Annotated in this window: 24 protein-coding genes; 16 read left to right on the top strand and 8 right to left on the bottom strand. The window is 51.3% G+C overall.

The window, feature by feature from the left end; all coding sequences use genetic code 11:
* Positions 1-8 precede the first annotated feature (8 nt).
* The gene (locus NSCA4_RS0102500; protein WP_016686671.1) at positions 9-872 is read left to right on the top strand and encodes a DMT family transporter; all 864 of its coding nucleotides are present in this window, start codon (positions 9-11) and stop codon (positions 870-872) included.
* A gap of 331 nt (positions 873-1,203) precedes the next feature.
* On the opposite strand, the gene NSCA4_RS12655 is transcribed toward NSCA4_RS0102500, so the two are convergent.
* Genes NSCA4_RS12655 through NSCA4_RS0102485 form a run of 3 tightly spaced genes read right to left on the bottom strand, consistent with a single transcriptional unit; the run spans position 1,204 to position 2,911 of the window.
* Positions 1,204-1,830, bottom strand: coding sequence for a DUF799 domain-containing protein (locus NSCA4_RS12655; protein ID WP_050901018.1), 627 nt, complete (start codon positions 1,828-1,830; stop codon positions 1,204-1,206).
* A 42-nt stretch (positions 1,831-1,872) separates the two neighbouring features.
* Positions 1,873-2,232 (bottom strand): DUF4810 domain-containing protein, encoded by a 360-nt coding sequence (locus tag NSCA4_RS0102490; protein WP_016686669.1) that lies wholly within the window; start codon positions 2,230-2,232, stop codon positions 1,873-1,875.
* A 13-nt stretch (positions 2,233-2,245) separates the two neighbouring features.
* Positions 2,246-2,911 (bottom strand): CsgG/HfaB family protein, encoded by a 666-nt coding sequence (locus tag NSCA4_RS0102485; RefSeq protein ID WP_003741163.1) that lies wholly within the window; start codon positions 2,909-2,911, stop codon positions 2,246-2,248.
* 322 nt (positions 2,912-3,233) lie between these two features.
* Between NSCA4_RS0102485 and purH the strand changes: the two genes are divergently transcribed.
* The 3 genes from purH (at position 3,234) to NSCA4_RS0102470 (ending at position 6,512) form a co-directional block, all read left to right on the top strand.
* The gene (gene purH, locus NSCA4_RS0102480) at positions 3,234-4,814 is read left to right on the top strand and encodes a bifunctional phosphoribosylaminoimidazolecarboxamide formyltransferase/IMP cyclohydrolase (protein WP_016686668.1); all 1,581 of its coding nucleotides are present in this window, start codon (positions 3,234-3,236) and stop codon (positions 4,812-4,814) included.
* 272 nt (positions 4,815-5,086) lie between these two features.
* A complete protein-coding gene (locus NSCA4_RS0102475) occupies positions 5,087-5,800 on the top strand; it encodes a helix-turn-helix transcriptional regulator (RefSeq protein WP_016686667.1) in 714 nt (237 codons plus the stop codon).
* A gap of 118 nt (positions 5,801-5,918) precedes the next feature.
* A complete protein-coding gene (locus NSCA4_RS0102470) occupies positions 5,919-6,512 on the top strand; it encodes a glutathione S-transferase family protein (RefSeq protein WP_016686666.1) in 594 nt (197 codons plus the stop codon).
* A gap of 453 nt (positions 6,513-6,965) precedes the next feature.
* Here NSCA4_RS0102470 and NSCA4_RS0102465 read toward each other — a convergent pair whose 3' ends face one another.
* The gene (locus tag NSCA4_RS0102465) at positions 6,966-7,760 is read right to left on the bottom strand and encodes an inositol monophosphatase family protein (protein ID WP_029609465.1); all 795 of its coding nucleotides are present in this window, start codon (positions 7,758-7,760) and stop codon (positions 6,966-6,968) included.
* Positions 7,761-7,836: 76 nt separating this feature from the next.
* Here NSCA4_RS0102465 and NSCA4_RS0102460 point away from each other — a divergent pair, with 76 nt between their 5' ends.
* The 10 genes from NSCA4_RS0102460 (at position 7,837) to fabG (ending at position 19,629) form a co-directional block, all read left to right on the top strand.
* Entirely contained in the window at positions 7,837-8,562 is a 726-nt protein-coding gene (locus NSCA4_RS0102460; RefSeq protein WP_016686664.1) for a 16S rRNA (uracil(1498)-N(3))-methyltransferase, read from the top strand.
* A gap of 200 nt (positions 8,563-8,762) precedes the next feature.
* On the top strand, positions 8,763-9,725 hold the full coding sequence (locus tag NSCA4_RS0102455) for a beta-ketoacyl-ACP synthase III (protein WP_016686663.1): 963 nt from the start codon (positions 8,763-8,765) through the stop codon (positions 9,723-9,725).
* 364 nt (positions 9,726-10,089) lie between these two features.
* Complete coding sequence (locus tag NSCA4_RS0102450) at positions 10,090-11,379, top strand: DUF1294 domain-containing protein (RefSeq protein ID WP_029609464.1); 1,290 nt, start codon at positions 10,090-10,092, stop codon at positions 11,377-11,379.
* A gap of 19 nt (positions 11,380-11,398) precedes the next feature.
* Positions 11,399-12,325: an ACP S-malonyltransferase gene (fabD, locus tag NSCA4_RS0102445; protein ID WP_016686661.1), complete on the top strand. Its 927-nt coding sequence runs from the start codon at positions 11,399-11,401 to the stop codon at positions 12,323-12,325.
* A gap of 303 nt (positions 12,326-12,628) precedes the next feature.
* Positions 12,629-14,482 (top strand): lipid A export permease/ATP-binding protein MsbA, encoded by a 1,854-nt coding sequence (msbA, locus tag NSCA4_RS0102440; RefSeq protein ID WP_016686660.1) that lies wholly within the window; start codon positions 12,629-12,631, stop codon positions 14,480-14,482.
* 110 nt (positions 14,483-14,592) lie between these two features.
* Positions 14,593-15,426, top strand: a complete 834-nt coding sequence (locus NSCA4_RS0102435) for a glycosyltransferase family 2 protein (RefSeq protein ID WP_016686659.1) — start codon at positions 14,593-14,595, stop codon at positions 15,424-15,426.
* A 3-nt stretch (positions 15,427-15,429) separates the two neighbouring features.
* Entirely contained in the window at positions 15,430-16,497 is a 1,068-nt protein-coding gene (locus tag NSCA4_RS0102430; RefSeq protein ID WP_016686658.1) for a glycosyltransferase family 2 protein, read from the top strand.
* 124 nt (positions 16,498-16,621) lie between these two features.
* Complete coding sequence (locus NSCA4_RS0102425; protein ID WP_029609463.1) at positions 16,622-17,632, top strand: WaaS/CpsH family glycosyltransferase; 1,011 nt, start codon at positions 16,622-16,624, stop codon at positions 17,630-17,632.
* A gap of 9 nt (positions 17,633-17,641) precedes the next feature.
* On the top strand, positions 17,642-18,682 hold the full coding sequence (locus NSCA4_RS0102420) for a WaaS/CpsH family glycosyltransferase (RefSeq protein ID WP_016686656.1): 1,041 nt from the start codon (positions 17,642-17,644) through the stop codon (positions 18,680-18,682).
* Between the two features lie 200 nt (positions 18,683-18,882).
* Positions 18,883-19,629: a 3-oxoacyl-ACP reductase FabG gene (gene fabG, locus NSCA4_RS0102415; protein ID WP_003776407.1), complete on the top strand. Its 747-nt coding sequence runs from the start codon at positions 18,883-18,885 to the stop codon at positions 19,627-19,629.
* 61 nt (positions 19,630-19,690) lie between these two features.
* Here the strand turns inward: fabG and NSCA4_RS0102410 are convergent, their stop codons facing one another.
* From NSCA4_RS0102410 to rng, 3 genes are all read right to left on the bottom strand, one after another.
* Positions 19,691-21,022: an ATP-binding protein gene (locus NSCA4_RS0102410; RefSeq protein WP_016686655.1), complete on the bottom strand. Its 1,332-nt coding sequence runs from the start codon at positions 21,020-21,022 to the stop codon at positions 19,691-19,693.
* Positions 21,023-21,105: 83 nt separating this feature from the next.
* On the bottom strand, positions 21,106-21,777 hold the full coding sequence (locus NSCA4_RS0102405) for a response regulator (protein WP_016686654.1): 672 nt from the start codon (positions 21,775-21,777) through the stop codon (positions 21,106-21,108).
* Positions 21,778-22,189: 412 nt separating this feature from the next.
* Positions 22,190-23,683 carry a ribonuclease G gene (gene rng, locus NSCA4_RS0102400; protein WP_016686653.1) on the bottom strand — a complete coding sequence of 498 codons (1,494 nt, stop codon included), beginning with the start codon at positions 23,681-23,683 and terminating at the stop codon, positions 22,190-22,192.
* Positions 23,684-24,176: 493 nt separating this feature from the next.
* Between rng and grxC the strand changes: the two genes are divergently transcribed.
* Both grxC and secB read left to right on the top strand, forming a co-directional pair.
* Entirely contained in the window at positions 24,177-24,434 is a 258-nt protein-coding gene (grxC, locus tag NSCA4_RS0102395; protein ID WP_003741129.1) for a glutaredoxin 3, read from the top strand.
* Positions 24,435-24,459: 25 nt separating this feature from the next.
* Positions 24,460-24,894, top strand: coding sequence for a protein-export chaperone SecB (secB, locus tag NSCA4_RS0102390; protein WP_003741126.1), 435 nt, complete (start codon positions 24,460-24,462; stop codon positions 24,892-24,894).
* Positions 24,895-24,975: 81 nt separating this feature from the next.
* On the opposite strand, the gene NSCA4_RS0102385 is transcribed toward secB, so the two are convergent.
* On the bottom strand, positions 24,976-25,342 hold a 367-nt coding region (locus NSCA4_RS0102385), incomplete at its 5' end, for an IS3 family transposase (RefSeq protein ID WP_016686652.1).

The raw sequence follows: 25,342 nt of genomic DNA, 5'->3' as shown, positions 1-25,342 counted from the left end.
CGTCTGAAATGTTCTATCAAGTCCTTGCCTTGATTATTTGGGGAAGCTCGTTTATCGCCGCCAAATATTCCTACGAGATGCTTGATGCCGCGTTGATGGTTGAGGCGCGGCTGCTGATTGCTGCGTTGATGGTGCTGCCTTCCTGTTACCGTCATTTCGGCAAGATTCCGCGCCGCGAGTGGAAGCCGTTGTTGTGGATTGCCTTTATCAATTACGTCGTGGTTTTGCTGCTTCAGTTTATCGGTTTGAAATACACGTCCGCTGCCAGCGCGATTACCATGGTCGGGCTTGAACCCTTGCTGGTGGTGTTTGTCGGGCATTTCTTTTTCAACGACAAAGCGAAAATTTACCACTGGATTTGCGGTGCGGCGGCGTTTGTCGGTATCGGGATGATGGTGCTGGGCGGTGCGGAAGAGGGCGGCGCGGTCGATTGGTTCGGCTGTTTGCTGATTTTGCTTGCCGGAATCGGTTTTGCCGGTGTGATGCGCCCGAGCCGAGAGATGATTGCCCGCATCGGCGCGCCCGCATTTACTTCTGCTTCCATGGCAGCGGCGGCGGTGTTGTGCCTGCCGTTTTCGCTGGTGTTGGCTGAAAGTTATGAAGTCCGCTGGTCGTGGGGCTGCGTGTTGTCGGTTTTATATTTGGGGATCGGATGCAGTTGGCTTGCTTATCTTTTATGGAACAAGGGCATGAACAAAGTCCTTGCCAATGTCTCCGGTCTCTTGATTTCGCTCGAACCCGTCATCGGTGTCATTATGGCGGTACTGATTCTGGGCGAACATTTATCCGCCGTGTCGGCTTCGGGCGTGTTCATCGTCATCGCTTCGACGTTTGTGGTGGGATGGCTGTCGAACAGAGGAAAGAGTGCGTAAGAGGTCGTCTGAACCGGAGGGAAACCCGATTTGAAAGACGTTTGGGAATCTGTTTTAAAAGCAACGCATGCCTGATTTTTAAATTGGATTCAACCTGATCGCCGCAATGACGACAGTCGGTTTGAATAAGTGCCTTGCTATAGTGGATTAAATTTAAATCAGGACAAGGCGACGAAGCCGCAGACAGTACGGATAGTACGGCAAGGCGAGGCAACGCCGTACTGGTTTAAAGTTAATCCACTATAAAATAAGCGATCAATCCAATATTGAAATGTAAACTAAGAAAAAGGTCGTCTGAAAACTTGTTTTCAGACGGCCTTTGCTTTGGGGATTATTTACCCGGCTGGGTTTCATAGTGGGGCGAATAAGGGCCGTACATGATGCCGTTCGTCGCGGACGCCGAAAGCAGGCGCGTGCCTGCAACTTGGGCAATATCGAATCCTTTGTCGCCGACCGAGCTTGCAATCTGTTGGACGATTGCGCTCACCATTGCGCCGAGCAGGCCTTGTCCGGCAGTATTGTTGTTTTCGGTGCTGGAAGCCGTTGCAGAACCGTGCCACAACTCTTTTCCGGTTTTCGCGTCAACCAGTTTGGCTTCCGCCGTAACCCGGGTATCGCTTTGGATGAGTTGGTAGCTGGTGCCGTATTGGTTGATTTTTATATAGAGTACGGCATCCGCGCCGAAAATCCGATTGAGTTTTTCAAGGCTGACTTGATGGATGTCGTGCGCATTGTCCAAACCGTTTTGCTTGAAGGTTTCGGCCACTGCGGCAACCGGGAAGACGTAATAGCCCGATTCTGCCAACGGTCGCGTGGAAGAAGCGAGCATCCCTGCACTTGCCTTGACTTCCGGCGATTCGTTTAAGGGGGGCAATACCAAAATGGAGCGGGGTTTGCTTTCCCTGAATGCAGAATAGTCGAAAGGCTGCGGCGCGGTAGCGGAGCAGGCTGACAGTATGACGGCGGTTGCAGAGGCAAAAAAGGGCGGTTTTCAGGCTGCTCATTTTTGGGCTCCTTTATTTTTCAACAGGAAGTCCATGAAGACGGAAGATTCGGGGAACAGGCGTTTTTCGGTTTCGAAGTGTTCCGCCGCCGACCGATCCTGCCCCGCCTCGCTCAACAGCATTCCCAAATGAGCGTGTGTGCCGGGTGCTTCTTTTTTATTTTCGCTCCGGGTTTTTTGGAAATATTTTTCCATTGCGTCGATTTGTTCGCCTAGGGGTTTGCCGTCGCTTTTGAGGCGTTCGTAAACATCGGCATTGTTGTTTCCCCAATAATAAAGGGTTTGCTGAGGGCTGCCGCATGCGGCCAGCAGCAGGCAGAATGCGCCCAGGCAGCCTGTTTTGATGAGTTTGTCCATTTCAGACGACCTTTCAGCGTGCAGGCGTCCAAGCACCGCTTTCGATGCCGGCAACCAAATTATTGACTGCTTCGCGGATGGCCAGGTCCAATACTTTGCCGTTCAGCGTCGCATCGTAGCCCGCAGTGCCGCCAAAGCCGACGACTTCGCGGTTGGACAATGAAAATTCCCCTGCGCCCTGCGCTGAATAAACCACTTCGGAAGTGCGTACATCCACGACGTTCAACGCTACTTTGGCATAGGCGACTTGGGATTTGCCGCGTCCTAAAATCCCGAAAAGCTGATGGTCGCCGACATCCTTGCGGCCAAACTCGGTCACATCGCCGGTAATCACATAATCCGCACCTTTAAGGGCTTGTGTTTTGCCGCCGATGCCTGCTTCCTGCTTCAGCGCGCTCAATTGTGTACGGTTGAGTACGTTGAAACGGTTAGTCTGTTGCAGGTGGGTCAGCAGAATGGTTTTCGCCTGACTGCCCAAACGGTCTTCCCCGTCGGAAAATACGCCGCGCTGGTAAGTGGAGCGGTTGTCGAAACTGCCGATGGAAATAGGTGCGCGCGCACCGTGATAAGGGGTATTGTAGCTGCTGACTTTGACGGCTTCGATGGTTTTGGAAGACTCGGTCGCACAGCCGGCTGCCAAGGCCGCGGTTGCGAAAATGCAGAGGAATTTTCTGTACATATTGGATGACTCCTGGGTAACTCGGAATTTGGACTTTGTAGGGCAGATTATGCAATCCAACCAATTTTGCATTCTATGGCTGTTTGTTAATGTATGCAAGATTTAACTGTATGAAATTTTAAAATTATTTAAAAATGTTAAGTGGTTGGATATGTGAAAGTCGTCTGAAAACTTATGAACACGGTTTTCAGACGACCTTTTTTATAGAAAAAATTGTCAACAATTTTTCCAGAAAACTGCTGCTAAAACTTCGAAACTGGGGGATAATACCGCCCCTGAAAGTGTTTGTTTCCAGTTATAAATCTGCTTAAAAGGAATCCCCATGCCTTCCATCAAACGCGCCCTGATCAGCCTGTCCGACAAAAACGGCGCAGTCGAATTTGCCCAAACCCTGCACAAACTCGGTGTCGAAATCCTCTCCACCGGCGGCACGGCGAAGCTGCTTGCCGATGCGGGCGTTCCCGTGATTGAAGTCGCCGACTACACCGGTTTTCCCGAAATGCTCGACGGCCGCGTGAAAACGCTGCATCCGAAAATCCACGGCGGTATTTTGGGGCGGCGCGATTTGGGCGAACACGTCGCCAAGATGGAAGAGCACGGCATCGGCAACATTGACCTCGTTTGCGTCAACCTGTACCCCTTCGCCGCCACCATCGCCAAACCAAACTGCACGCTGGAAGACGCGATTGAAAACATCGACATCGGCGGTCCGACCATGGTGCGCTCTGCCGCGAAAAACTGGAAACACGTCGCCATCGTTACCGACACAGCCGACTTCCCCGCCGTCGCTGCCGAAATGGAAGCCAATGGCGGCGCGTTGAGCGACAAAACCCGCTTCAACTTGTCGCGCAAAGCGTTCAGCCACACCGCCCAATACGACGGCATGATTTCCAACTACCTGACCTCGCTTTCAGACGACGTGTTGAGCGGCACGCCCGAAATCGGCGAATTCCCAAGCCAGTTCAACCAAAGCTGGATCAAAGTGCAAGACATGCGCTACGGCGAAAACCCGCACCAACGCGCCGCGTTCTACCGCGATGTGTATCCCGCCGCAGGCAGCCTCGCCGCATACAAACAGCTCCAAGGCAAAGAATTGTCGTACAACAACATTGCTGATGCCGATGCCGCTTGGGAAACCGTCAAATCCTTCGACGCGCCCGCCTGCGTGATTGTGAAACACGCCAATCCGTGCGGCGTCGCCGTTGCAGCCGATACCTTGACCGCCTACAAACTCGCCTACGCCACCGACACCACCAGCGCGTTCGGCGGCATCATTGCCTTCAACCGCGAAGTGGACGGCGCAACCTTGCAACAGATTACCGACAACCAGTTTATGGAAGTCCTGATGGCGCCGAAGTTCACCGCCGAAGCCCTCGAAATCGCCGCCGCCAAGAAAAACGTGCGCGTATTGGAAGTGCCTCTAGAAGCGGGTGCAAACCGCTTCGAACTCAAGCGCGTCGGCGGCGGACTGTTGGTACAAACGCCCGACATCCACCGCATCAGCCGTGCCGATTTGAAAGTCGTCTCCAAACGCCAACCGACCGAGCAGGAATGGAACGATTTGCTGTTCGTTTGGAACGTCGCAAAATACGTCAAATCCAACGCCATCGTCTTCGGCAAAGGCGGTCAAACCTACGGCATCGGTGCAGGCCAAATGAGTCGCGTGGACAGCACCCGCATCGCCGCCCGCAAAGCGCAGGACGCCAATCTCGATCTCAACGGCGCATGTGCCGCTTCCGATGCCTTCTTCCCGTTCCGCGACGGCGTGGACGTCATCGCCGAACAGGGCATCAAAGCCATCATCCACCCTGCAGGCTCGATGCGCGATCAGGAAGTTTTTGATGCAGCGGACGAACACGGCATCGCCATGGTGGTAACGGGCGTTCGCCATTTCAGGCATTGATTCGGGAAATAAATAATGTGAACAAAGGTCGTCTGAAAACTATTTTCAGACGACCTTTGGTGCAATTGCCATGACTCCTTAACCGCTTGGTGGTAAACGAAATCGAATCGGAACCCTTGCCCATTCAAGCCCGAACCCGCTACTCTTCCGCTTCCCATGACGGCCATGCCTGATGCAACAATGCGTAGGCAATCAGGCTGCCCGGTTATCCGCATATTTCAGAAATCAAACAAACTGCCCACCTTCCTCAAAGGAAATCAAGGAGACCCACCATGCCCAGCCGCACCGACCGCCTGCTCAAACTCTTGCAGCTTCTGCGTGCCAGCCGCCATCCGAAAAGTGCGCGGCTGCTGGCGCAGGAGTTGGGTATCAGCGTGCGTTCGGTGTATCGCGACATCGACACACTGCGCGGGCAGGGCGCGGTGATTGGCGGGGAGGCGGGCGTGGGCTTTGTGTTGCAGCAGGACTGCAATCTGCCGCCGCTGATGTTTAGCGAAAACGAGCTGGAGGCATTGATGTTGGGTATGCGTTGGGCGGCGGCGCATGCCGATGGCGAAATGGCGGAGGCGGCGCGTTCGGTGTTGGGTAAAGTGCACGCAGTGCTGCCCGCGCGCTTGGCGGAGCAGGCAGAAGCCCATGCGGTGTATCCGATTAACTGCGCGACGACGTTCGGACACGACGAAGAACACGTTCTGGCGCAGGTGCGGCAGGCTTTGCGGCAGGAGCAGATACTCAGTTTCAGCTACACCGATGTGCAAGGGCAGGCCAGCCGACGCACGGTGTGGCCGGTGGCGTTGGGCTATTGGGACAACGTGCGGCTTCTGGCGGCTTGGTGCACCTTGCGACAGGCATTCCGCCATTTCCGTTGCGACCGCATCGCGCAGATTCAAACCGGCGCAGCCTATCCCATGCCGCACCGCCTGCTGCTGCAACGCTGGCGGCAGCAGGAAGGGCTGGATTTGAGCGCGTTTGATTTGAGCCGCTAGCGCGATGCGGTTTGACCAAGACCATGCTGCTGACAGAAACTGACACAGCCATGAGGTATCCTTACTGGGTTTCAGACAGCCTGCAAACACCTCACCCACAATTGGACAAGGAAACATCATGAGCAAAATCACCCTCTATACTGCAAATCCTTCACGCGGCACCAATGTACGCTGGATGCTGGCCGAATGCGGCGCGGATTACGACACCGTGGTGCTGGATTACCCGCAGCTCAAAGAGGCGGACTATTTAGCCATCAACCCGATGGGCAAAGTACCCGCTATCAAACATGCTGGGCAAGTGATTACCGAGTTGCCCGCCATCCTCACCTATCTGGCCGAACTTTTCCCCGAAAAACGGCTGATCCCGGCTGCTGGCACGCCGGAGCGCGGGCAATACTACCGCTGGCTGTCGTTTGGTTCTCAGCTCGAATACGCCATTCTCGACCGCTGGCGTCAAGTGCCGCAGAGCGAGGAATGGCGCCGTTCCCTCGGCTACGGCGATTTCGATACCGCGCTGCATACCCTGCAAACCCTGCTGGCCGACGGCCGCGAATACGCCGTGGGACAACATTTCAGCGCGCTCGATATATACCTGACCGCCCTCTTGGCTTGGGGTATGTTCCGCGCCCAAGTGTTGCCAAACGTTGAGCCGTTTGCAAGCTATATGCAGCGCCATCTGCAGCGGCCGGCAGCGCAGGTTCTTAAGAAATAGGGGTGTTGGCACAAAAAAGGCAGCCTGAAAGTTTCAGGCTGCCTGAGGCCTTTGCAAAATCCTCATCTTTGGCACATTTCTTCGCCATGCGCTTCTCGAACGCTTGAAAATATTTCAATATTATCCGTGCTCTCTGTGATGCTCTATGGCTTTGAACTGTATTTAAATCTGAGGTTTTGCAAAGGCCTCAGCCTTTTCGTTTTGTCGAATATTTATAGTGGATTAAAATAAAAATGATACAAGGCGGCAACGCCCGCCGTGTACGGGTAGTACATAAGGGCGTTGGCAACGCCGTATCATTGCAATTTTAATCCACTATACTGTACTGCCTGCGGCTTCGTCTCCTTGTCCTGATTTAAATTTAATCCACTATAAGATGTAAAGCGGGGATGACGGGAAGGGTACTCTTGATTTGAATGTACCGAATGTACGGATAGACGGGTAATGCCCTGTTTATTGGTTTTCCCGTATCCATTTTTCCCAACGTTCGAACAGGGCGGGTTGCAGGGCGGCGATGACGGAGCGTTTGAAGACGTGTTCGCCGCTCCAGAAGTCGTCGCCTTCCAAAGTGGACAGGTTGCCGCCTGCTTCTTCGAAAATCAACGCGCCGGCGGCGTAGTCCCACAGTTTTTGCCCGCCGTGGACGTACACGTCGTAGCGTCCGCTGGCGAGGTAGCACCAGTCGAGCGTGCTACTGCCCATGCTGCGGATGGTGCCGAAGGGGGCGAGCGTGCTCATGCGGCTGGTGAGTTTGCCGGAGCGCAGGTATTTGATTTCAACGCCTGCGATGGCTTCGCTGAGTTTTTTGTCGACGGTGCGCAGGGGGAGTTGTGTGCCGTTGAGGTATGCGCCTTTGCCGCGTTCAGCGTAGAAACATTCGCCGCTGACGGGGTTGTAGATGATGCCGAGTTCGGCGCGGCCGTTTTTGACGAAGGCGACGGAAACGGCGAAATGGGGCAGTCCGTTGACGAAGTTGTTGGTTCCGTCTATGGGGTCGACGACCCACAGCCCGTCGGTATGCGCGTGCAGTTTCCAAAGGGTGGTTTGTTCTTGCACGCTCATTTCTTCGCCGAGCATGGGGCTGTCGATCAACAAGGGCAGGGCGGCGGCGAAGGCGGTTTGGGCGGCAAGGTCGGCTTCGCTGAGCATGGAGCCGTCTTCTTTGCGGTGCGACGGGGTATTCAGGAAGCGCGGCATGACTTCGGTTTGCGCGATGTGCCGGACGACTTTTTGCAATCGGTGTAACACTTTTTGTCCTTGTTTTTGCGGTTGGGGTGCGAAATCGTATAATCGCGTTATTATATCCGTTTTCACTTGAAGAACCATGTCCAGATTTTATCTGCCTGATGCTTTATATGCGGGGCAAGTCGTTGAACTGCCTGATAATGTTGTGCGTCATTTAAATGTTTTGCGCGTGCGCTGCGGGGAAGAGGTCGTTTTGTTTAACGGCAACGGCAAGGCGTATCCCGCGCGTTTGGATGTTTTGGAAAAACGCCGTGCCTGTGCGGAAGTGTTGCGCGAGGAGGAGACGGACAACGAATCGCCGCTGAAAATCACCTTGGTGCAGTCGGTATCGAGTGGCGAACGTATGGATTTTACTTTGCAGAAAAGCGTGGAGCTGGGCGTGGTGGCGATTCAGCCGGTAATCAGCGAACGCTGTGTCGTGCGCCTGAGCGGCGAGCGGGCGGACAAACGGGTGGCGCGCTGGCAGGAAATTGTGGTATCCGCCTGCGAACAAAGCGGCAGGAATATTGTGCCGGAAGTGCGACCGCTGCTGCCTTACCGCGAGGCTTTGAAACAGATGTCGTCTGAAACGACCAAGCTGTTGATGAGTTTGAACCGCGCCCAGAGTTTGCGTGCCGTCAAGCCGTTTTCAGACGACCTGATTTTTATGGTGGGGCCGGAAGGTGGCTGGACGGACGAGGAGGAGCGGTTGGCGTTTGAGGCGGGATTCCAGTCGGTAACGCTGGGCAAGCGGGTTTTGCGGACGGAAACCGCTTCGCTGGCGGCGATTGCGGCGATGCAGACGCTTTGGGGGGATTTTGTGTAATCGAGGTCGTCTGAAAACGGGATATGGAAACGTAAATTTTTAGATGGTTTGAAAAGTAAGTTTTATTGAAATCATATGTTTATATTTGTTTTTCAAGCCATTGCCCGCTTTACCTGTTTTACGACTTCGCGGCGTTGGGCAATTCATCCGTTTTCGCTTACAATAGCCGATTATCCGAATCAACGCTCAAAGGCCTTCACATGCAATACGCCAAAATTTTAGGTACCGGCAGCTATCTTCCCGCCAACCGTGTCAGCAACGACGATTTGGCGAAAAAAGTCGATACATCCGACGAGTGGATTACGACCCGTACCGGCATCAAGTTCCGCCATATTGCAGATGAAGCCGAAAAAACCAGCGATCTCGCTGCCGAAGCATCGCGCCGAGCGCTCGTTTCTGCGGGTGTCGCTGCCGATGAAATTGATTTGATTATCGTAGCAACCGCCACCCCCGATATGCAGTTCCCATCCACCGCGACCATCGTTCAACAAAAACTCGGCATAGAAAACGGCTGTCCTGCATTTGACGTGCAGGCGGTCTGCGCGGGCTTTATGTACGCCCTGTCCACCGCCAACGCCTACATCAAAAGCGGCATGGCGAAAAAGGCTTTGGTCATCGGCGCGGAAACGTTCAGCCGCATCTTGGATTGGAACGACCGCACGACCTGCGTTTTGTTTGGCGACGGCGCAGGCGCGGTAGTATTGGGCGCGTCCGACGAAGCGGGCATCATCCACAGCAAACTCAAAGCCGACGGCAACTACCTCGACCTGCTCAATGTACCCGGTCAAATCGCCAACGGGCAAGTTTGCGGTTCGCCTTACGTCAAAATGGACGGGCCGGGCGTGTTTAAATTTGCGGTCAAAATGCTCGCAAAAATCGCCGACGAAGTCATCAGCGAGGCAGGTTATACCGCCGATCAAATCGACTGGCTCGTGCCGCACCAAGCCAACAAACGCATCATCGACGCCACCGCAAAACACTTGGGATTGAGTATGGAAAAAGTCATCCTGACCGTACAGGAACACGGCAACACATCCGCCGCGTCCATCCCGCTCGCGCTCGACGTCGGTATCCAAAACGGTCAAATCAAGCGCGGACAAAACCTGCTGCTCGAAGGCATAGGCGGCGGCTTCGCGTGGGGCGCGGTGTTGGTGAAATACTGATTTTTTTGTCTGTTTAAAACTTAAAAGGTCGTCTGAAACTGCGCCGGAGCGGTTTCAGACGACCTTTTTGATATGTGAGGATTCAAAATTATAGTGGATTAACAAAAATCAGGACAAGGCGAGGCAACGCCGTACCGGTTTAAATTTAATCCACTATATAAACAGATAATATGCAGAGTGGGGTAAATTGTTTTGCCTTTGTCTCAAGCCTAAAAGGTCGTCTGAAAACGTGCAGTTGCTTCAAACCGACACCGTTTCAGACGACCTTTTTATTTATTATGATTAAAATGTACATGGGTTATGATAAATCGGTATAATTGGAAAAATGATTATCCAATACATTTTTTCCTAATATAAAAATAAAATGAACCATAATAAACATCACGGGACAATCGCCCATTGGTTCGGGGAAATGAGCCGCGGCTCCATCATTTGCGACGAGTCTTCGCAACGCATCTTTGCCAACCGCCAATCCCTCCACCCCGATTATCAAGAACCTGAAACCGGACACCGCGTCAGCTTTCAAATTGAAACGGAAAACAACCGCGCCGTCGCAAGGGATGTCGAGCGCGTCAATCCGGGTTATCAAAACAATGACAGCGCGGTCATTACGCTGACCGACTGGGATTGGTCGAAGAATGGTGGTTATGGAATGGATGTTTCAAATGAAGGGCAGCCGGTGTTTGTGCTGGGACAGTTTCTTGCCGACCAAACCTGTACGCCTCGGGCGGGCGACCGTCTTGAAGGCACGCTCCGCCGTCATCCCAACGGACAATGGCTGCTGGTCGATGCAGTTATCCGCAGTACGCCTGAGTCCGAGCCAGAGCCTGAATCGATACACGCTGCGGCCGCGAAAAAAGAAAATGTTCAAACCATACACTTTTTCCGTCCGGAGCACGGCCCGAAAGTTCAAGCCAAAATCGAACAGCCGTTGGTTGCCGAAACCCGTTATCCCGCTCCGAAATCCGCCCAAAAGAATCTGCTGCCGCCCAATCAGGTCATGAGCGGTACGATTACCACATGGGACGATGCCAAAGGCTACGGCTTTATCCGTTTCGGCGACGAATCCCAAAATATTTTCTTCCACATCAGCGCGTACCATTACAATACCAGCCGTCCGCAAACAGGTCAGCGCGTCAGTTTCTACTGCAACCGCCCGATAGAAGGCAACCGCCAACAAGCGATCAAGGTTGTCCGGTTGGGCGATGAAGCATTCCTGTTTGACGAATTGCCACCCGACTACAACAGGCTCAACATCGATATGCAGGCACTCCTTATCAACAGCGTCATTGCCGTCGTTTTCCTGACCGTTGTCGCCGCGCTTTCCAATAAGCTGTTTTTCATTTACGTCCTTATCAGTATTGCCGCCTTCATTCTCTATCAACAGGACAAGCAGACGGCGATTGAGTCCGCGCGCAAGATCAGACGTAAAAACGAATACCAAAACCGCATCCCTGAAAACAAGCTGCACGCATTCAGCCTGCTGGGCGGTTGGCCCGGCGCATTGGTTGCGCGCGCCGCGTTCCGCCACAAAACCAAGAAAGTTCCTTTTGTTCAGATTTTCTGGCTGACAGTGGCAATAAATGTTGCTATTACCTATGCCCTGCTGATACATTACGCCGACAATCCTCTGACGAATTTTCTGAAAAACTAAACTGAAACAAAGGAATATCATGTCTTTTGCATTTTTCTTCCCCGGTCAGGGTTCGCAAAGCCTCAACATGATGGACGGCTTCGCAGGACAATCGGTCGTAAAAAACACCTTCGATGAAGCTTCTGCCGTCTTGGGTCAGGATTTGTGGGCGATGATTAACGGCACGGATGCGGACCTCATCGGGCAAACCGTGAATACGCAGCCTATCATGCTGGCCGCCGGCGTTGCCGTTTACCGTGCCTATCTTGAAGCGGGCGGCAAAACGCCTGCTGTCGTTGCCGGCCACAGCCTGGGTGAATACACCGCACTTGTCGCCGCCGGTGCATTGGATTTTGCAGATGCAGTCAAACTCGTCCGCCTGCGTGCCGAACTGATGCAGTCCGCCGTGCCGCAGGGCGTAGGCGCGATGGCGGCGATTCTCGGCTTGGAAGATGAACAGGTAAAAACCATTTGCGCAGAAGCCGCGCAAGGCGAAGTGGTCGAAGCCGTCAATTTCAATTCGCCCGGACAAGTCGTGATTGCGGGCAATGCCACCGCCGTCGAGCGCGCGATGAACGCTGCTAAGGAAGCAGGAGCCAAGCGCGCGCTGCCGCTGCCTGTATCCGTTCCTTCGCATTGCAGCCTGATGAAACCTGCCGCAGAGAAACTTGCCGAAGCACTCAAAACCGTTGAAATCAAACAACCGCAAATCCGCGTCATCCATAATGCCGATGTTGCCGCTTACGACGACGCAGAGAAAATCAAAGACGCACTTGTCCGCCAGCTTTACAGCCCTGTACGTTGGACGGAAACCGTCAACGCGCTTGTTACGGAAGGCATTACCGAATCCGCCGAATGCGGACCGGGCAAAGTGTTGGCAGGTTTGGCAAAGCGCATCAACAAAGAAGCCGTGTGCAGCGCTTTGACCCATTCCGAACAAGTCGCTGCCTTTATCGAAGCGCATTAAACTTGCCGCCTTGTATGTTTCAGACGACCTTTCTTAATGAAGGGTCGTTTTTTAATGTCTGTCGGTTGTGTTCGGATAGGGAAGGGAATAGCAGCAGGAAGATGTTTTTCATTTCAGTTCACTATCCATTTATTTTGAACATTTAAGGTTGTCTAAAAAGAAATTACAGAAATAAAAATCATTATTTATTTAAAAACAGCAATTTCGTCGCATCGGTAACTTCGTTGCGATATAATCATAAGCTTTACCAATCCGACAGATTGACAAAACGTTCGATCTACATTACCCCGGAACACCGAGCCAATGATAGAAAAACTGACCTTCGGCCTGTTTACCCAAGAAGATTCGCGCAGCTTCATGCGCTTGATGGCTTATATCCGCCCTTATAAAACACGCATCATCTTTGCTTTAATTGCTATCTTCGGCGTTGCCGCCACCGAAAGCTATCTTGCCGCCTTCATCGCCCCGCTGGTCAACCAAGGCTTCGCCCCGCCTTCTGCACCGCCCGAACTCAATACCGCAGGCGGCATCATCGCCACGCTGCAAAACTGGAAAGACCAATTTACCTACCTGATTTGGGGTACGCCTAACAAAGTCTGGGTTGTGCCGATATTTTTTATCTTTTTGGTCATTATTCGAGGCATCAGCCGCTATGTCAGCACATATCTCTTGACTTGGGTTTCCGTTATGGCAATCAGTCATCTGCGCCGCGATATGTTTGCCAAGATGCTGCAACTCTCTTCCAAATTTCATCAGGAAACCCCGTCTGGCACGGTTTTGATGAACATGGTGCAAATGGCGGAACAATCCATCAGCAACGCCAGCAATGTCTTTATCGTTTTAACCCGCGATACCATGATTGTCATCGGTTTGGTCTGCGTCCTGCTTTATTTGAACTGGCAGCTTAGCTTGGTTGTTGCCCTGATGTTCCCGCTGCTGTCTTTGTTGTCCCGTTATTACCGTAATCGTCTGAAAGACATTATTGCGGGAGCACAACTCAGTATCGGTACCATGAACAATGTCGTCAATGAAGTCCATCAAGGACATCGTGTAGTCAAACTCTTCGGCGGCCAACGTCAGGCTGCCGAACGCTTCACTGCTGTCAATGACACCATCGTCCGTCTCGGTAAAAAAATCACCCAAGCCACTGCCGCCCGTTCTCCATTCAGCGAACTGATTGCGTCGTTTGCTTTGGCTATTGTCATCTTTATCGCCCTTTGGCAGAGCCAACAAGGACATACCACCATCGGCGAATTTATGGCGTTTATCGTTGCCATGCTGCAAATGCTCAGTCCGATTAAAAACTTGGCGAACATCAGCATCCCCATGCAGACCATGTTTATTGCTTCTGATGCCGTTTGCCAATTCCTCGATACCGAGCCTGAAAAAGATAACGGTACAAAAATCCTGACCAATGTCGAAGGTCGTCTGAAATTTGATAACGTCGATGTCCGCTACCACGCAGACGGTAAAAAAGCCTTGGACGGCTTCAATCTTGACATTCGCCAAGGCGAACGCGTAGCTTTGGTCGGTCGCTCAGGCAGCGGTAAATCTACTGCCGTCAACCTGCTTCCGCGTTTTGTCGAACCAAGCTCCGGAGCGGTTTATTTGGATGATGTAAATATCGAAGATATCAAACTCGACAACCTGCGCTCCCAATTCGCCCTTGTTTCCCAAGATGTCTTTTTGTTTGAAGGCACGCTTTTGGAAAACGTCCGTTACAGCCGTCCCGATGCCACTGAAGAAGAAGTATTGGCAGCCCTCAAAGCCGCGAACTTGCAAGATTTGGTTGAAAGCTCGCCACATGGCTTGAACCAACAGATAGGTGCAAACGGCAATCAACTCTCCGGCGGTCAGCGTCAACGTGTCGCCATTGCCCGCGCCATTTTGAAAGACGCTCCCATCCTGCTTTTAGACGAAGCCACTAGCGCACTGGATAACGAATCCGAACGCCTCGTCCAACAAGCCCTCGAACGCTTGATGGAAAACCGCACCAGCATCATCGTCGCCCACCGCCTGACCACCGTCGAGCAAGCCGACCGCATTATTGTCATGGACGACGGTCATATCGTTGAGCAAGGTTCCCACGATGAATTGATGGCTCAAAACGGCTACTATGCCATGCTGCGCAATATGCCGAAGCAGGCAGTGAATTAATCTTAACGGAACCTGCTTTACTCGTTTTCAGATGACCTTAAAGCAAAACTTACTTTAAGTATCTTCTGCTTTTATGTGAATTGTATTTAAACCAACCAAAAGGGATAAAAATGAAACCTTTCATAAGCATAGGTATATTAACTTACAATAATCCAATGTCCGAGATAGAAAGATGTTTGGAAAGTATTTTCAGCCAAACATACGGCTTTGAGAGCATAGAAGTTATCATCCGTAATCAGGGAAATAAAAAATTAGTTGAGCAAATTAAATCTTTAGCCGAAGGAAAAGGTTGGGAGATTAAAGTTTATCATGGGGAGAATATTGGGTTTGGTGCAGGGCATAATCAAATTTTTTCTGAGATTTCAAACCAATCTACGGCATATCTTTGCATGAATCCGGATGGATTTTTACATGACGAAGGTCTCGAAAAATTAGTGTCTTTCAGTCAAAAAAATGATTGGCACGGTATCGTAGAAGCAATACAAGAACCAATTATGCATCCCAAAACTTTCAACCCTAAAACAGGTTTGACTGATTGGTGTTCCGGTGCGTGTGTGCTTATACCGAACGCTATTTATCGTCAGATAAACGGTTTTGATGATGACTTTTTCCTGTATTGTGAAGATGTAGATTTATCATGGCGCGTCAAAGCCGCAGGTTATCAGTGCTACACCTGTGCCGATGCCTTTTTCTTCCATTATGCAATGGACAGACAATCGAGAGAATCTGAAATTTGGCGTGCTGCAACTTTTCTTGCTTATAAATGGCGTTCTGAAAAATTCCAAGAAACAGCAATGCAAATGTGGCTTCAACATGTGGATATGAAAAAAAACGATCTATTGGAGCAGCTGGAGCACCTGTCTCAGCATTCCGTAACAGAAGTATTGAAGGCTAATCCGAATTTTAATAATGGCCTTTATTTTGCACAACCAATGTGGGGTTAAGCCATGAACCAGACCGTTTCTATCGTCATCCGTACTATGCCGGGAAGGGAGCATTTTTTAGATAAATGTCTTTTCATTTTGTCGGGTCAGCAATACCAAGATTTAGAGCCTATTGTCGTTGCGCAATGCAAAACAGATTCGGAATCTGTTGAAAAAATTGATGTGCTTATTGCGAAATGGAAAAAACATTTTCCTAAAATAAGTTTCCTGCACCACACTTCCGATACTGATGCGCGTGCCAAAAGTCTGAATATGGGCATGAAATATGCTTCCGGACGCTATCTTGCCTTTTTGGATGATGATGACAAAGTTTATCCGCATCATTATCAACAAATGGTTCAGGCTTTACAAAAAAGTAAGTTTTCATGGGTATATTGTGAAATTGTCAGAGCAGACTTTAATAAAGATGGTCAGTTAGTATCCCGTTCCTATCCTTTTAGGAGAGGGGACTATTCATTTCATGATCATATTAGGGGAAATTTTATCCCTATCCATGCCTTTGTTGTAGATAGGGAGCGAGCTAAAGATATAGGTTTCATTAATGAGACTCTATGTAAGAATGAAGATTATGATTTTCTACTACGCTTGGCATTTAAATATGAACCATTACATATCCCGAATTATAGTGCCGAATATTGCATTCGGTCAGATGGCACTAATACAGTCCTATCGCATGGAACATTAACCCATACAGAAGCGGTACAAAAAAGACAAGAATGGGCAGAGGCAGACAGACAACTATACCAACTAAAAACGGAACAATTCGGATGGTGGATTAAAGAAATTGATACTGCTTCGATTTCCAATCCTTCTTCCAACGATGTAGGCGGTCATGCTTCTGCAAAAGTCTACTTGTTAAAGATTTATCATTCCTACACTTGGAAAATTCTCCGCTTGGGTAAAAAAATCAATTGGCTTTTCAGGAGGCGTCCTAAAAAGAAAAACATTATTCCGGAGACTGAAAGCTTGGCACGAGCTGAATTACTTAAGATCGTTTTTTCTCCAGCTTGGTTAATCTTAAGTCCTTTGTATTGTGTAGAGCAATTTCTAAAAAAAATACTCAAAAAATAAATTTCCACAAACTCATATTTCTTTTTTATATTAAGGGATATGAAATGTGTCTTCAGACGACCTTTTTGCCTAAAGGTCGTCTGAAAGCAAAATCTCTCCTGATTAACCGCATCACATCTTAATCATGAACAAAACCATCATACTGGTCGCCCCATATATGTACGGGTTGGATAAGTGCATAGAAAAAAATCTGCGCTTCCACGGCTTTAATGTTATCAATCTCTGTTACGATGACAGGGATTCATACTATCCGCACATAGGTTCCCGTATTCTCGGTATGTACCATAAACATATCAAAAAAGACGGTGATTATAAGAAGAAACTGAAATATTCCCGCTACCAGGGGCAGATAGTAGAAAAATTGGCTACGTTGGAAGGAAACAAAGCAGACTACGCCCTTTGCATCCGCGCCAATATTTATCCCAAAAAAATCATTTCTGCTGTTCGTGAGCATAGCAAAGTATGCGTCAACTACCAATGGGACGGTATCGACCGTTTCCCCGACATCATCGAATATCTGCCCTATTTTGACCGCTGCTGGGTGTTCAATAAAAACGATGTGGAGAAATACCCCCAACACCGTTTTAAAGCGACCACCAATTTCTATTTCGATTTTCCCATTGAGGGAAACGGAAAAACGGAAGGCCTTTATTTTTTAGGCGGCTACGAAGCAGGCAGGGAACATCAAACCTCCGTTTTTCTCGATGAAGCACGCAAGCTGGGATTGCCTTTGGATTTTCATATCTACTGCAAAGACGACCGTGCAAGCAAAATTTTCGGTAACGACGGCATTATCTATTTAAATAGACAAAGCATCCTGAGCTTCGAGCAAAACCTGCAAAAGGTCAAAAACTGCCTGGCAGTCGTCGATTTTGTCCAATTTGAAAATTACGGCTTGTCTTTCCGCGTATTCGACGCCCTGTGTTTCGACAAAAAACTGATTACCAGCAATCAGGCAGTAACGGAATGCGATTTCTATCATCCCGACAACATCTTCATTTGGGACGGGGAAAGCCTTGATGGATTGGAAGACTTTTTCAGACGACCTTACCATCCTGTTCCCGAAGCAATAAAAAACAAATACGCCTTCGGCAACTGGGTCCGCCGAATCCTCGACATATCAGACGAAGCATAAACAGATACCATGCCGACCGAACAAAAAAAGATTATCCTTGGGATGCCCGCGGACAACCAAATCTACCGCGTCATCGAAGCCGCCCTAGATCATCACGGCTTCAACGTCGTCAGCGTCGTCATGGACAACCTGAATTTCCGCTATCCTTCCCTTTCCAGTCGTCTGAAAGTCAAATTCAGACAACTGGTGCTGCGGGACAAAAACGCCAAAAAAGACTTTAAATCTGCCCAATTGATCCGAGACGTCGAAAACAAACTGGCAGCGCACGGCAAGGCGGATTATGCCCTGTTTATTCGCGGCGACATCTACTCGCCTGAGTTTCTGGATATGATTAAACGCCATACCCGTCCCGGCAATATGGTCAACTACCAATGGGACGGCATCGACCGTTTCCCCGCCATTTGGGATTGCGCCGACCGGTTTGACCGTATTTACGTTTTTGATCCCGCCGATATGCGAAATCCGAAACATCCCTTCCTGCCGACCACCAACTTCTATTTCGACCACGACGTCAACCTGCCTGAAAACCCGCCCAACGATTTCTATTTCATCGGCTGGCATATACCCGAACGCGCCCCGATTATTTCCGCGTTCGGCAAAGCGGCCGAAACGCTGGGCTGGAAGCTCGACTTCAATATCGGCTGTTTGAATACCAATGTAAAAAACCTCCGCCGTTTTTATCCTACGGAAAACATCAAAGTCTTCATCGGCATCAGAAGTTTCGCCGACAACCTCAAAGCCGCCAAGCAGGCAAAAATCCTAATAGATTTCAAAACACCCGTTCACAACGGCCTCTCGTTCCGCTCCTTCGAAGCCCTCGGCTACCGCAAAAAACTGATTACCACCAACGCCGAAATCAAAAAATACGATTTCTACCACCCCGACAACATCTTTGTTTGGGACGGTAAAAGTTTGGACGGTTTGGCAGAATTTGTCGCCAAACCCTACTGCGAGCTGCCACCCGAAATCTACCAAAAATACAGCTTCGGCAACTGGTTGCGCTATATTCTGGACATACCGCCCCATCAAAAAATAACCCTGCCCGAATAAACGGAAAGGTCGTCTGAAATTTGCCGATATAGCAGATAAAATAGGCAATGCCCGTACTGTCATTCCCGCCTGCGCGGGAATGACAATAAGGAGGCTTTTTATTTTGTTTCAGACGACCTCAAAAATTAGATTCATCACACTATTTATGCTATAAGGTCGTCTGAAATCAACAGACTCCATTCCCAAATAAGGAAGTAAACATGAGCACACAAGATTTAAGCGGCAAAATCGCATTGGTAACAGGCGCATCGCGCGGTATTGGCGCGGCGATTGCCGACACGTTGGCGGCGGCAGGTGCCAAAGTCATCGGTACGGCGACCAGCGAAAGCGGCGCGGCGGCGATTAGCGAGCGTCTGGCGCAATGGGGCGGCGAAGGCCGTGCATTGAATTCCGCCGAACCCGAAACCATCGAAAACCTGATTGCCGACATCGAAAAAGCGTTCGGCAAGCTGGATATTCTGGTTAACAACGCCGGCATCACCCGCGACAACCTCTTGATGCGTATGAAAGAAGAAGAGTGGGACGACATCATGCAGGTCAACCTCAAATCCGTGTTCCGCGCCTCTAAAGCCGTCTTGCGCGGCATGATGAAGCAACGCGCCGGCCGCATCATCAACATCACGTCCGTCGTCGGGGTGATGGGCAATGCCGGTCAGACCAACTATGCCGCGGCAAAAGCAGGCTTGATCGGTTTCTCCAAATCCATGGCGCGCGAAGTCGGCAGCCGCGGCATTACCGTCAACTGCGTCGCCCCGGGCTTTATCGACACCGACATGACCCGCGCGCTGCCCGAAGAAACCCGCAAAACCTTCGAAGCGCAAACTTCGCTGGGCAAATTCGGCGAAGCGCAGGACATCGCCGATGCGGTATTGTTCCTCGCTTCCGACCAAGCGAAATACATCACCGGTCAAACGCTGCACGTCAACGGCGGCATGTTGATGCCTTGATTTGGCTTGGAAAATAAAGAAGGTCGTCTGAAAACGGATTTCAGACGACCTTCTTGTTTGCTTAGTCTGCTTCTAGCAGTTGCTTGTTGAGTTCCGCCTGTATCAGCAGGCCGTGGGCGAAGTTGCGGCTGTCGGCGAGGATGAGTTTGCCGCCGTAGCGTTTGGCGATGGCGTCGGCGATGGAGAGTCCGAGTCCGGTGCCTTGCTGTTCCGTGCCGAGTATTCGGTAGAAGGCGTCGGTTACGCGGCTGCGTTCGGCGGCGGGGATACCGGGGCCGTCGTCTTCCACCCAGATGGTGAGGGTGGTCGGGGTCTCGCTGAAACCTATGTCGATGCGGCCGCCTGCGGGGGTGTAGCGGATGGCGTTGTCGGTGAAGGTTTTGATGAGGGTGTAGATTTCGGTGTCGTCGGCTCGGATGCGCAGGTCGTTTTCAACGGCGACGCCGATGTCTTGCTGTTTGTTAAGGGCAAGGGGCATGAGTTCTTGCAGCACGCGGCGGAACTGGGCTTGCAGGCTGATGTCGGTCAGGTTGCGTTGGGTTTCGGAGCCTTGGGCGCGGGCGTGGGTCAGGAGCTGCTCGAGCAAGTGGCGGTTGCGCTGTATGCTTTGGAGGATGAGTCCGGTCTGTTCGCGGGCTTCGTCCGATTGGGGCAGCTTGGTGAGCCGTTCTGCCTGAAGGGAGAGGGCGGTCAGGGGGCTGCGCAGTTCGTGGGCGGCATCGGCGATGAAGCGTTGCTGGCGGCGGATGTTTTCGCCTGTTCGTTGCAGCAGTTGGTTGATGGCGGTAACGAAGCCTTGTATTTCGCTGGGCACACCTTCTCCATCCAGCGGCGAGAGGTCGTCTGAACGGCGTTGCCCGAGGGAGGCGGAAAGCGTCTTAACGGGACGCATGGCGCGGTAAGTAATCCATACGGTCAGTATAATCATGAGCGGCAGGGCGATGAGCAGCGGCAGGACGCTTTGGTAGGCGGCGGTGGCTGCGAGGTCGTCGCGGTATTCGGTTTCTTGGAGTACGGCGATTTTGCCTTGCGGGGTTTGGCGGATATAGGCGCGGTATTCGTCGTCATCATCATCATCGTCATAATCAATACCGCCTTGGATGGTGTGGAATCCTTCGCCCAGTGTGTTTGGCAGTGGGACGGTGTCTTCTCGCCCGAAGGTTTGGATGAGGATGTGGTTTTCGCTGCCTATTTGTGTGTAGTCGGTGGTTTTGGGGTTGATGTAGGCGGCGGTTTGGCGCAACAGGTCGTCCTGAAGCTCTTCGGCTTCATGGTAGGTTTGGTAATAGGAGAACGCGCCTGCGATGATGGACAAAGGCAGGAACATCAGTATCAGGGCGATGCTGATACGGACTTGCAGGGATTGTTTGAGGGTCTGGATAAAGTGATGCATAGTGTGTTGGGTGTGTTGGCGAGCATGTTTTAGGTTTTGTTATTAATGATGGCATAGGCGGGTATGGATACGCGGTTTGAGGTTCAGACGACCTCTTTTGCGACCAGCCAGCCTACGCCGCGTACGTTTTGGATGTGTTCTTTGCCGAGCTTTTTCCGTAAGGCGTGGATGAGGAAATCGACGGCGTTGCTTTCGACTTCTTCTCCCCAGCCGTAGATTTTGTCTTCAAGGTCGCTGCGGGAAAGGATGATGCCGGGACGCATCATCAGGGCTTGGAGGACGGCAAATTCTTTGTTGCTCAATGGGACGGGTTTGTCTTGTCCTTTGACTTCGACTTGGTAGGTGGCGGGGTTGAGGGTAAGTGCGCCGTTGGTCAGCAGGGTTTGGCTGTGGCCGCCGTGGCGGCGCAGGACGGCGCGCATACGGGCTTGCAGCTCCGCCATGTCGAAGGGTTTGACGATGTAGTCGTCTGCGCCGCCGTCCAGTCCGTTGAGGCGGCTGTGGAGGTCGTCGCGGGCGGTTACGATGAGGACGGGGGTTTTGCTGCCTTCGTGTCGGATTTGGGTGAGAACGTCCAACCCGTCTTTGCCGGGCAGTCCGAGGTCGAGCAGCAGCAAGTCGTAGTTCTGCGCCTGAAGGGCGGTAGAAACTTGGCTGCCGTTTTTGACCCAATCGACGGCATAGCCGCTGTCTTTGAGGTTGGCGGCTACGGCTTGGGCAATCATGTTGTCGTCTTCTGCAAGCAATACGCGCATGGTGTTCTCCTTAATTAACGGGAGGATAGCAGGGGAAAATTAGGAAGGGTTTAGCGGGAGGTCGTCTGAAAACGGAATCGGGTTTTCAGACGACCTTTTTGTTGTTTTTCCGTACTTTATCGGGTTCCTTGGGAGTGAGTTCTACTTAGTATAGTGGATTAAATTTAAATCAGGACAAGGCGACGAAGCCGCAGACAGTACAGACAGTACGGAACCGATTCACTTGGTGCTTGAGCACCTTAGAGAATCGTTCTCTTTGAGTTAAGGTGAGGCAACGCCGTACTGGTTTAAAGTTAATCCACTATATGTTGGACATTTTTTTCTAAAGGAATACTGCACTTGAATGGTTTGCCAATCTTGCCAAAAGGTCGTCTGAAAAACCCCGATTCCGTTTTCAGACGACCTTTTGTCTTTACAGCAACACAATATCGTATTGTTCTTGCGTGTAAGCGGTTTCGACTGCCAGCGAAATCGGTTTGCCGATAAAGTCGATGAGCATCGCCAGCGATTGCGACTCTTCGTCGAGGAAGAGGTCGATGACGTTGGGCGCGGCGAGGATGCGGAAGGACTGCACGTCGTAACGGCGGGCTTCGCGGACGATTTCGCGCTGGATTTCGTAACAGATGGTCTGCGGCGTTTTCAGACGACCCCTGCCTTGGCAGGACGGGCAGGGTTCGCAGAGGATTTGGCTGAGGTTTTCGCGCGAACGTTTGCGCGTCAGCTCGACCAAACCCAAGCTGGTGAAACCGTTGAGGGTAACGCGGGTACGGTCGAAGGCGAGGGCTTTGGCAAGCTCTTGCAACACGGCTTCGCGGTGTGCTTCCTGCGCCATGTCGATGAAGTCGATGATGATGATGCCGCCGAGGTTGCGCAGCCTTAATTCGCGGGCGATGGTGTGGCAGGCTTCGAGGTTGGTGCGGAAGATGGTTTCGTCGAAGTTGCGCGCGCCGACGAAGCCGCCGGTATTTACGTCTATCGTGGTCATGGCTTCGGTGGACTCGATAATCAGGTAGCTGCCGAAGTTGAGGTTGACGCGCGGTTGCAGGGCGCGGCTGATTTCCTGCTCGACGTTGTGGGTTTCAAACAACGGGCGTTCGCCTTTGAACAGCTCTATCCTGCCCAATGCGCCGTGGACGTATTGCTCGGCGAAGCGGGTCATGCGGCGGTGGTTTTCGGTTGAATCGACCAGGATTTTTTGCGTGTCGAGGCTGAACATATCGCGCAACACGCGCAGGCTCAAAGGCAAATCCTGATAAAGCAGGGTTTCCGGCGGCTGGATTTTTGCTTGTTCTTGAATGTGTTCCCACACTTTGGTCAGGTAGTGGATGTCGGACTGAAGCTGCTCGTCGGTGGCGTTTTCGGCGTTGGTGCGGATAATATAACCGTGGCACGCGTCTTCGGGCAGCAGGTTGGTCAAGCGTTCGCGCAGACTGTTGCGCTCGGCATCGTCTTCGATGCGCTGGGAAATTCCGATGTGGTCTTCTTGCGGAAGGTGGACGAGGAAACGCCCAGCCAGCGAAATTTGAGTGGAAAGGCGCGCGCCTTTGGTGTTGATCGGGTCTTTGATGACCTGTACCAAAACCGACTGCCCTTCGAACAACATATGCTCAATGCGCTGCGTTTCTTCGGGATTGCGGCGTTGTTCGAGAACATCGACGATGTGCAAAAACGCGGCGCGTTCCAAACCGATGTCGATGAACGCGCTCTGCATTCCCGGCAAGACGCGGCGTACCACGCCCAGATAAATATTGCCGACCAAGCTATGACCGCTGTTGCGTTCGATGTGCAGCTCGCAGATATTGTTTTCTTCCAACACCGCCACGCGCGTTTCCTGAGGCGTAATGTTGACGAGCACGGTTTCGGGCGGACGGATAGCGTCCTTCGGGATAGGGATTCCTGAAAGCATTGTTTTAGTTCCTGATTTTTAATAAGAAATATAGTAGATTAAATTTGAACCAGTCCGGTTTTGCTTTGCCCAAACCTGAAAAATGATCGGCTGATTGTGTTGCTGTTCTGACTCAAATTTAATCTACCATCCGCTTGCCGTCGGTTTTGTGGAAAATATAGTGGATTAACTTTAAACCAATACGGCGTTGCCTCGCCTTAGCTTAAAGAGAACGATTCTCTAAGGTGCTGAAGCACCAAGTGAATCGGTTCCGTACTATCTGTACTGTCTGCGGCGTCGTCGCATTGTCCTGATTTTTGTTAATCCACTATAAATGGCAAAAGCGGTTCGGATTGCCGTTTATCATACTTTAAAAACGGCGTTTTGGCACATGGGCGGCAGGCAGCCCTTACGCCCTAAAAACAAAGATTCAGGCAAAATAGCCGATTTCAAGTATTGTAAAATAAACCATATGCCCATATAGTGAACCCCGTTAGAACTTTAAAAAACAATCATGCAAACCGTTACGATGTACACAGGCGCGTTTTGCCCCTACTGCACCATGGCTAAAAAGCTGCTGCATTCGCTGGGCGTCGCCGAAATCAACGAAATCCGCGTCGACCGCAGCCCCGAAGCCTTTGCCGAAATGCAGCAGCTTTCAGGGCAGCGCAGCATACCGCAAATTTTCATCGGCGATACCCACGTCGGCGGTTTCACCGATTTGTACGGCCTGCACCGCGAAGGCAGGCTGGATTCTTTATTAAACCCGTAACTTTAAACCCAACTAGGAAAACAAAATGAGCGAAGAATTGCAACCCGTATTCAGCATCGAACGCCTGTTCGTCAAAGACCTGTCTTTGGAGGTGCCCAACGCCCCCCAAATCTTCTTAGAACAAGGCGAGCCTGAAGTCGATATGCGCGTTTCCACCAACAGCGAGAAGCTGGAAGAAGGCTACTACAACGTTGACGTAACCGTAACCGTAACCGCCAAACTCAACGCCGAGCGTACCATGTTCCTCAACGAAGTAACCCAAAGCGGCATCTTCCGTCTGGAAAACATCCCTGAAGAAGACGTTCAACTGCTCTTAGGCGTAGCCTGCCCGAACATCCTCTTCCCTTACGCCCGCGAAGCCATTTCCACCAGCGTAACCCGCGCCGGCTTCCCGCCCGTACTGCTCGCTCCGATCAACTTCGAAGCCATGTACCAGCAACAACAAGAAGGCAACGCATAATCCGCATTCCCTGTTTGTCAAAAGGTCGTCTGAAATCCGTTTGAACTGCCCCCCAAATCTTGGACACTCATAAAAGCCTTTTCAGGCGCTCTGTGCAAGCTGGGTTCTGTATGCGACAGGACTCAGCTTTTTCAATTTCAAACTGCAACGCTCCCGGTTGTAGTAATCCATATAGTCATCTATCTGCTTCATCAATTCGTCCACCGTCAATTCTCCTGCGTTATAGAAACACTCCGTCTTCAACACCGCAAAGAAACTCTCCATCGGCGCGTTATCCCAACAGTTCGCCTTACGCGACATACTTTGGACCATGGAATGCTCCGCAAGCAATTCCCTATACCCCGCCGTACGGTACAGCACACCTTGGTCGGAATGCAGCATCGTTCCCTTATCAGTCAGACAGGGTGCGGCTTTTTCGAGCATTTCCTTCACCATTTCGCTGTTAGCA

The sequence above is a fragment of the Neisseria sicca 4320 genome, assembly GCF_000193735.1.
GTDB lineage: Bacteria > Pseudomonadota > Gammaproteobacteria > Burkholderiales > Neisseriaceae > Neisseria > Neisseria sicca_E.
The sequence above is the reverse complement of the archived record's forward strand: the minus strand, read 5'-3'. Positions and strand labels throughout refer to the sequence as shown.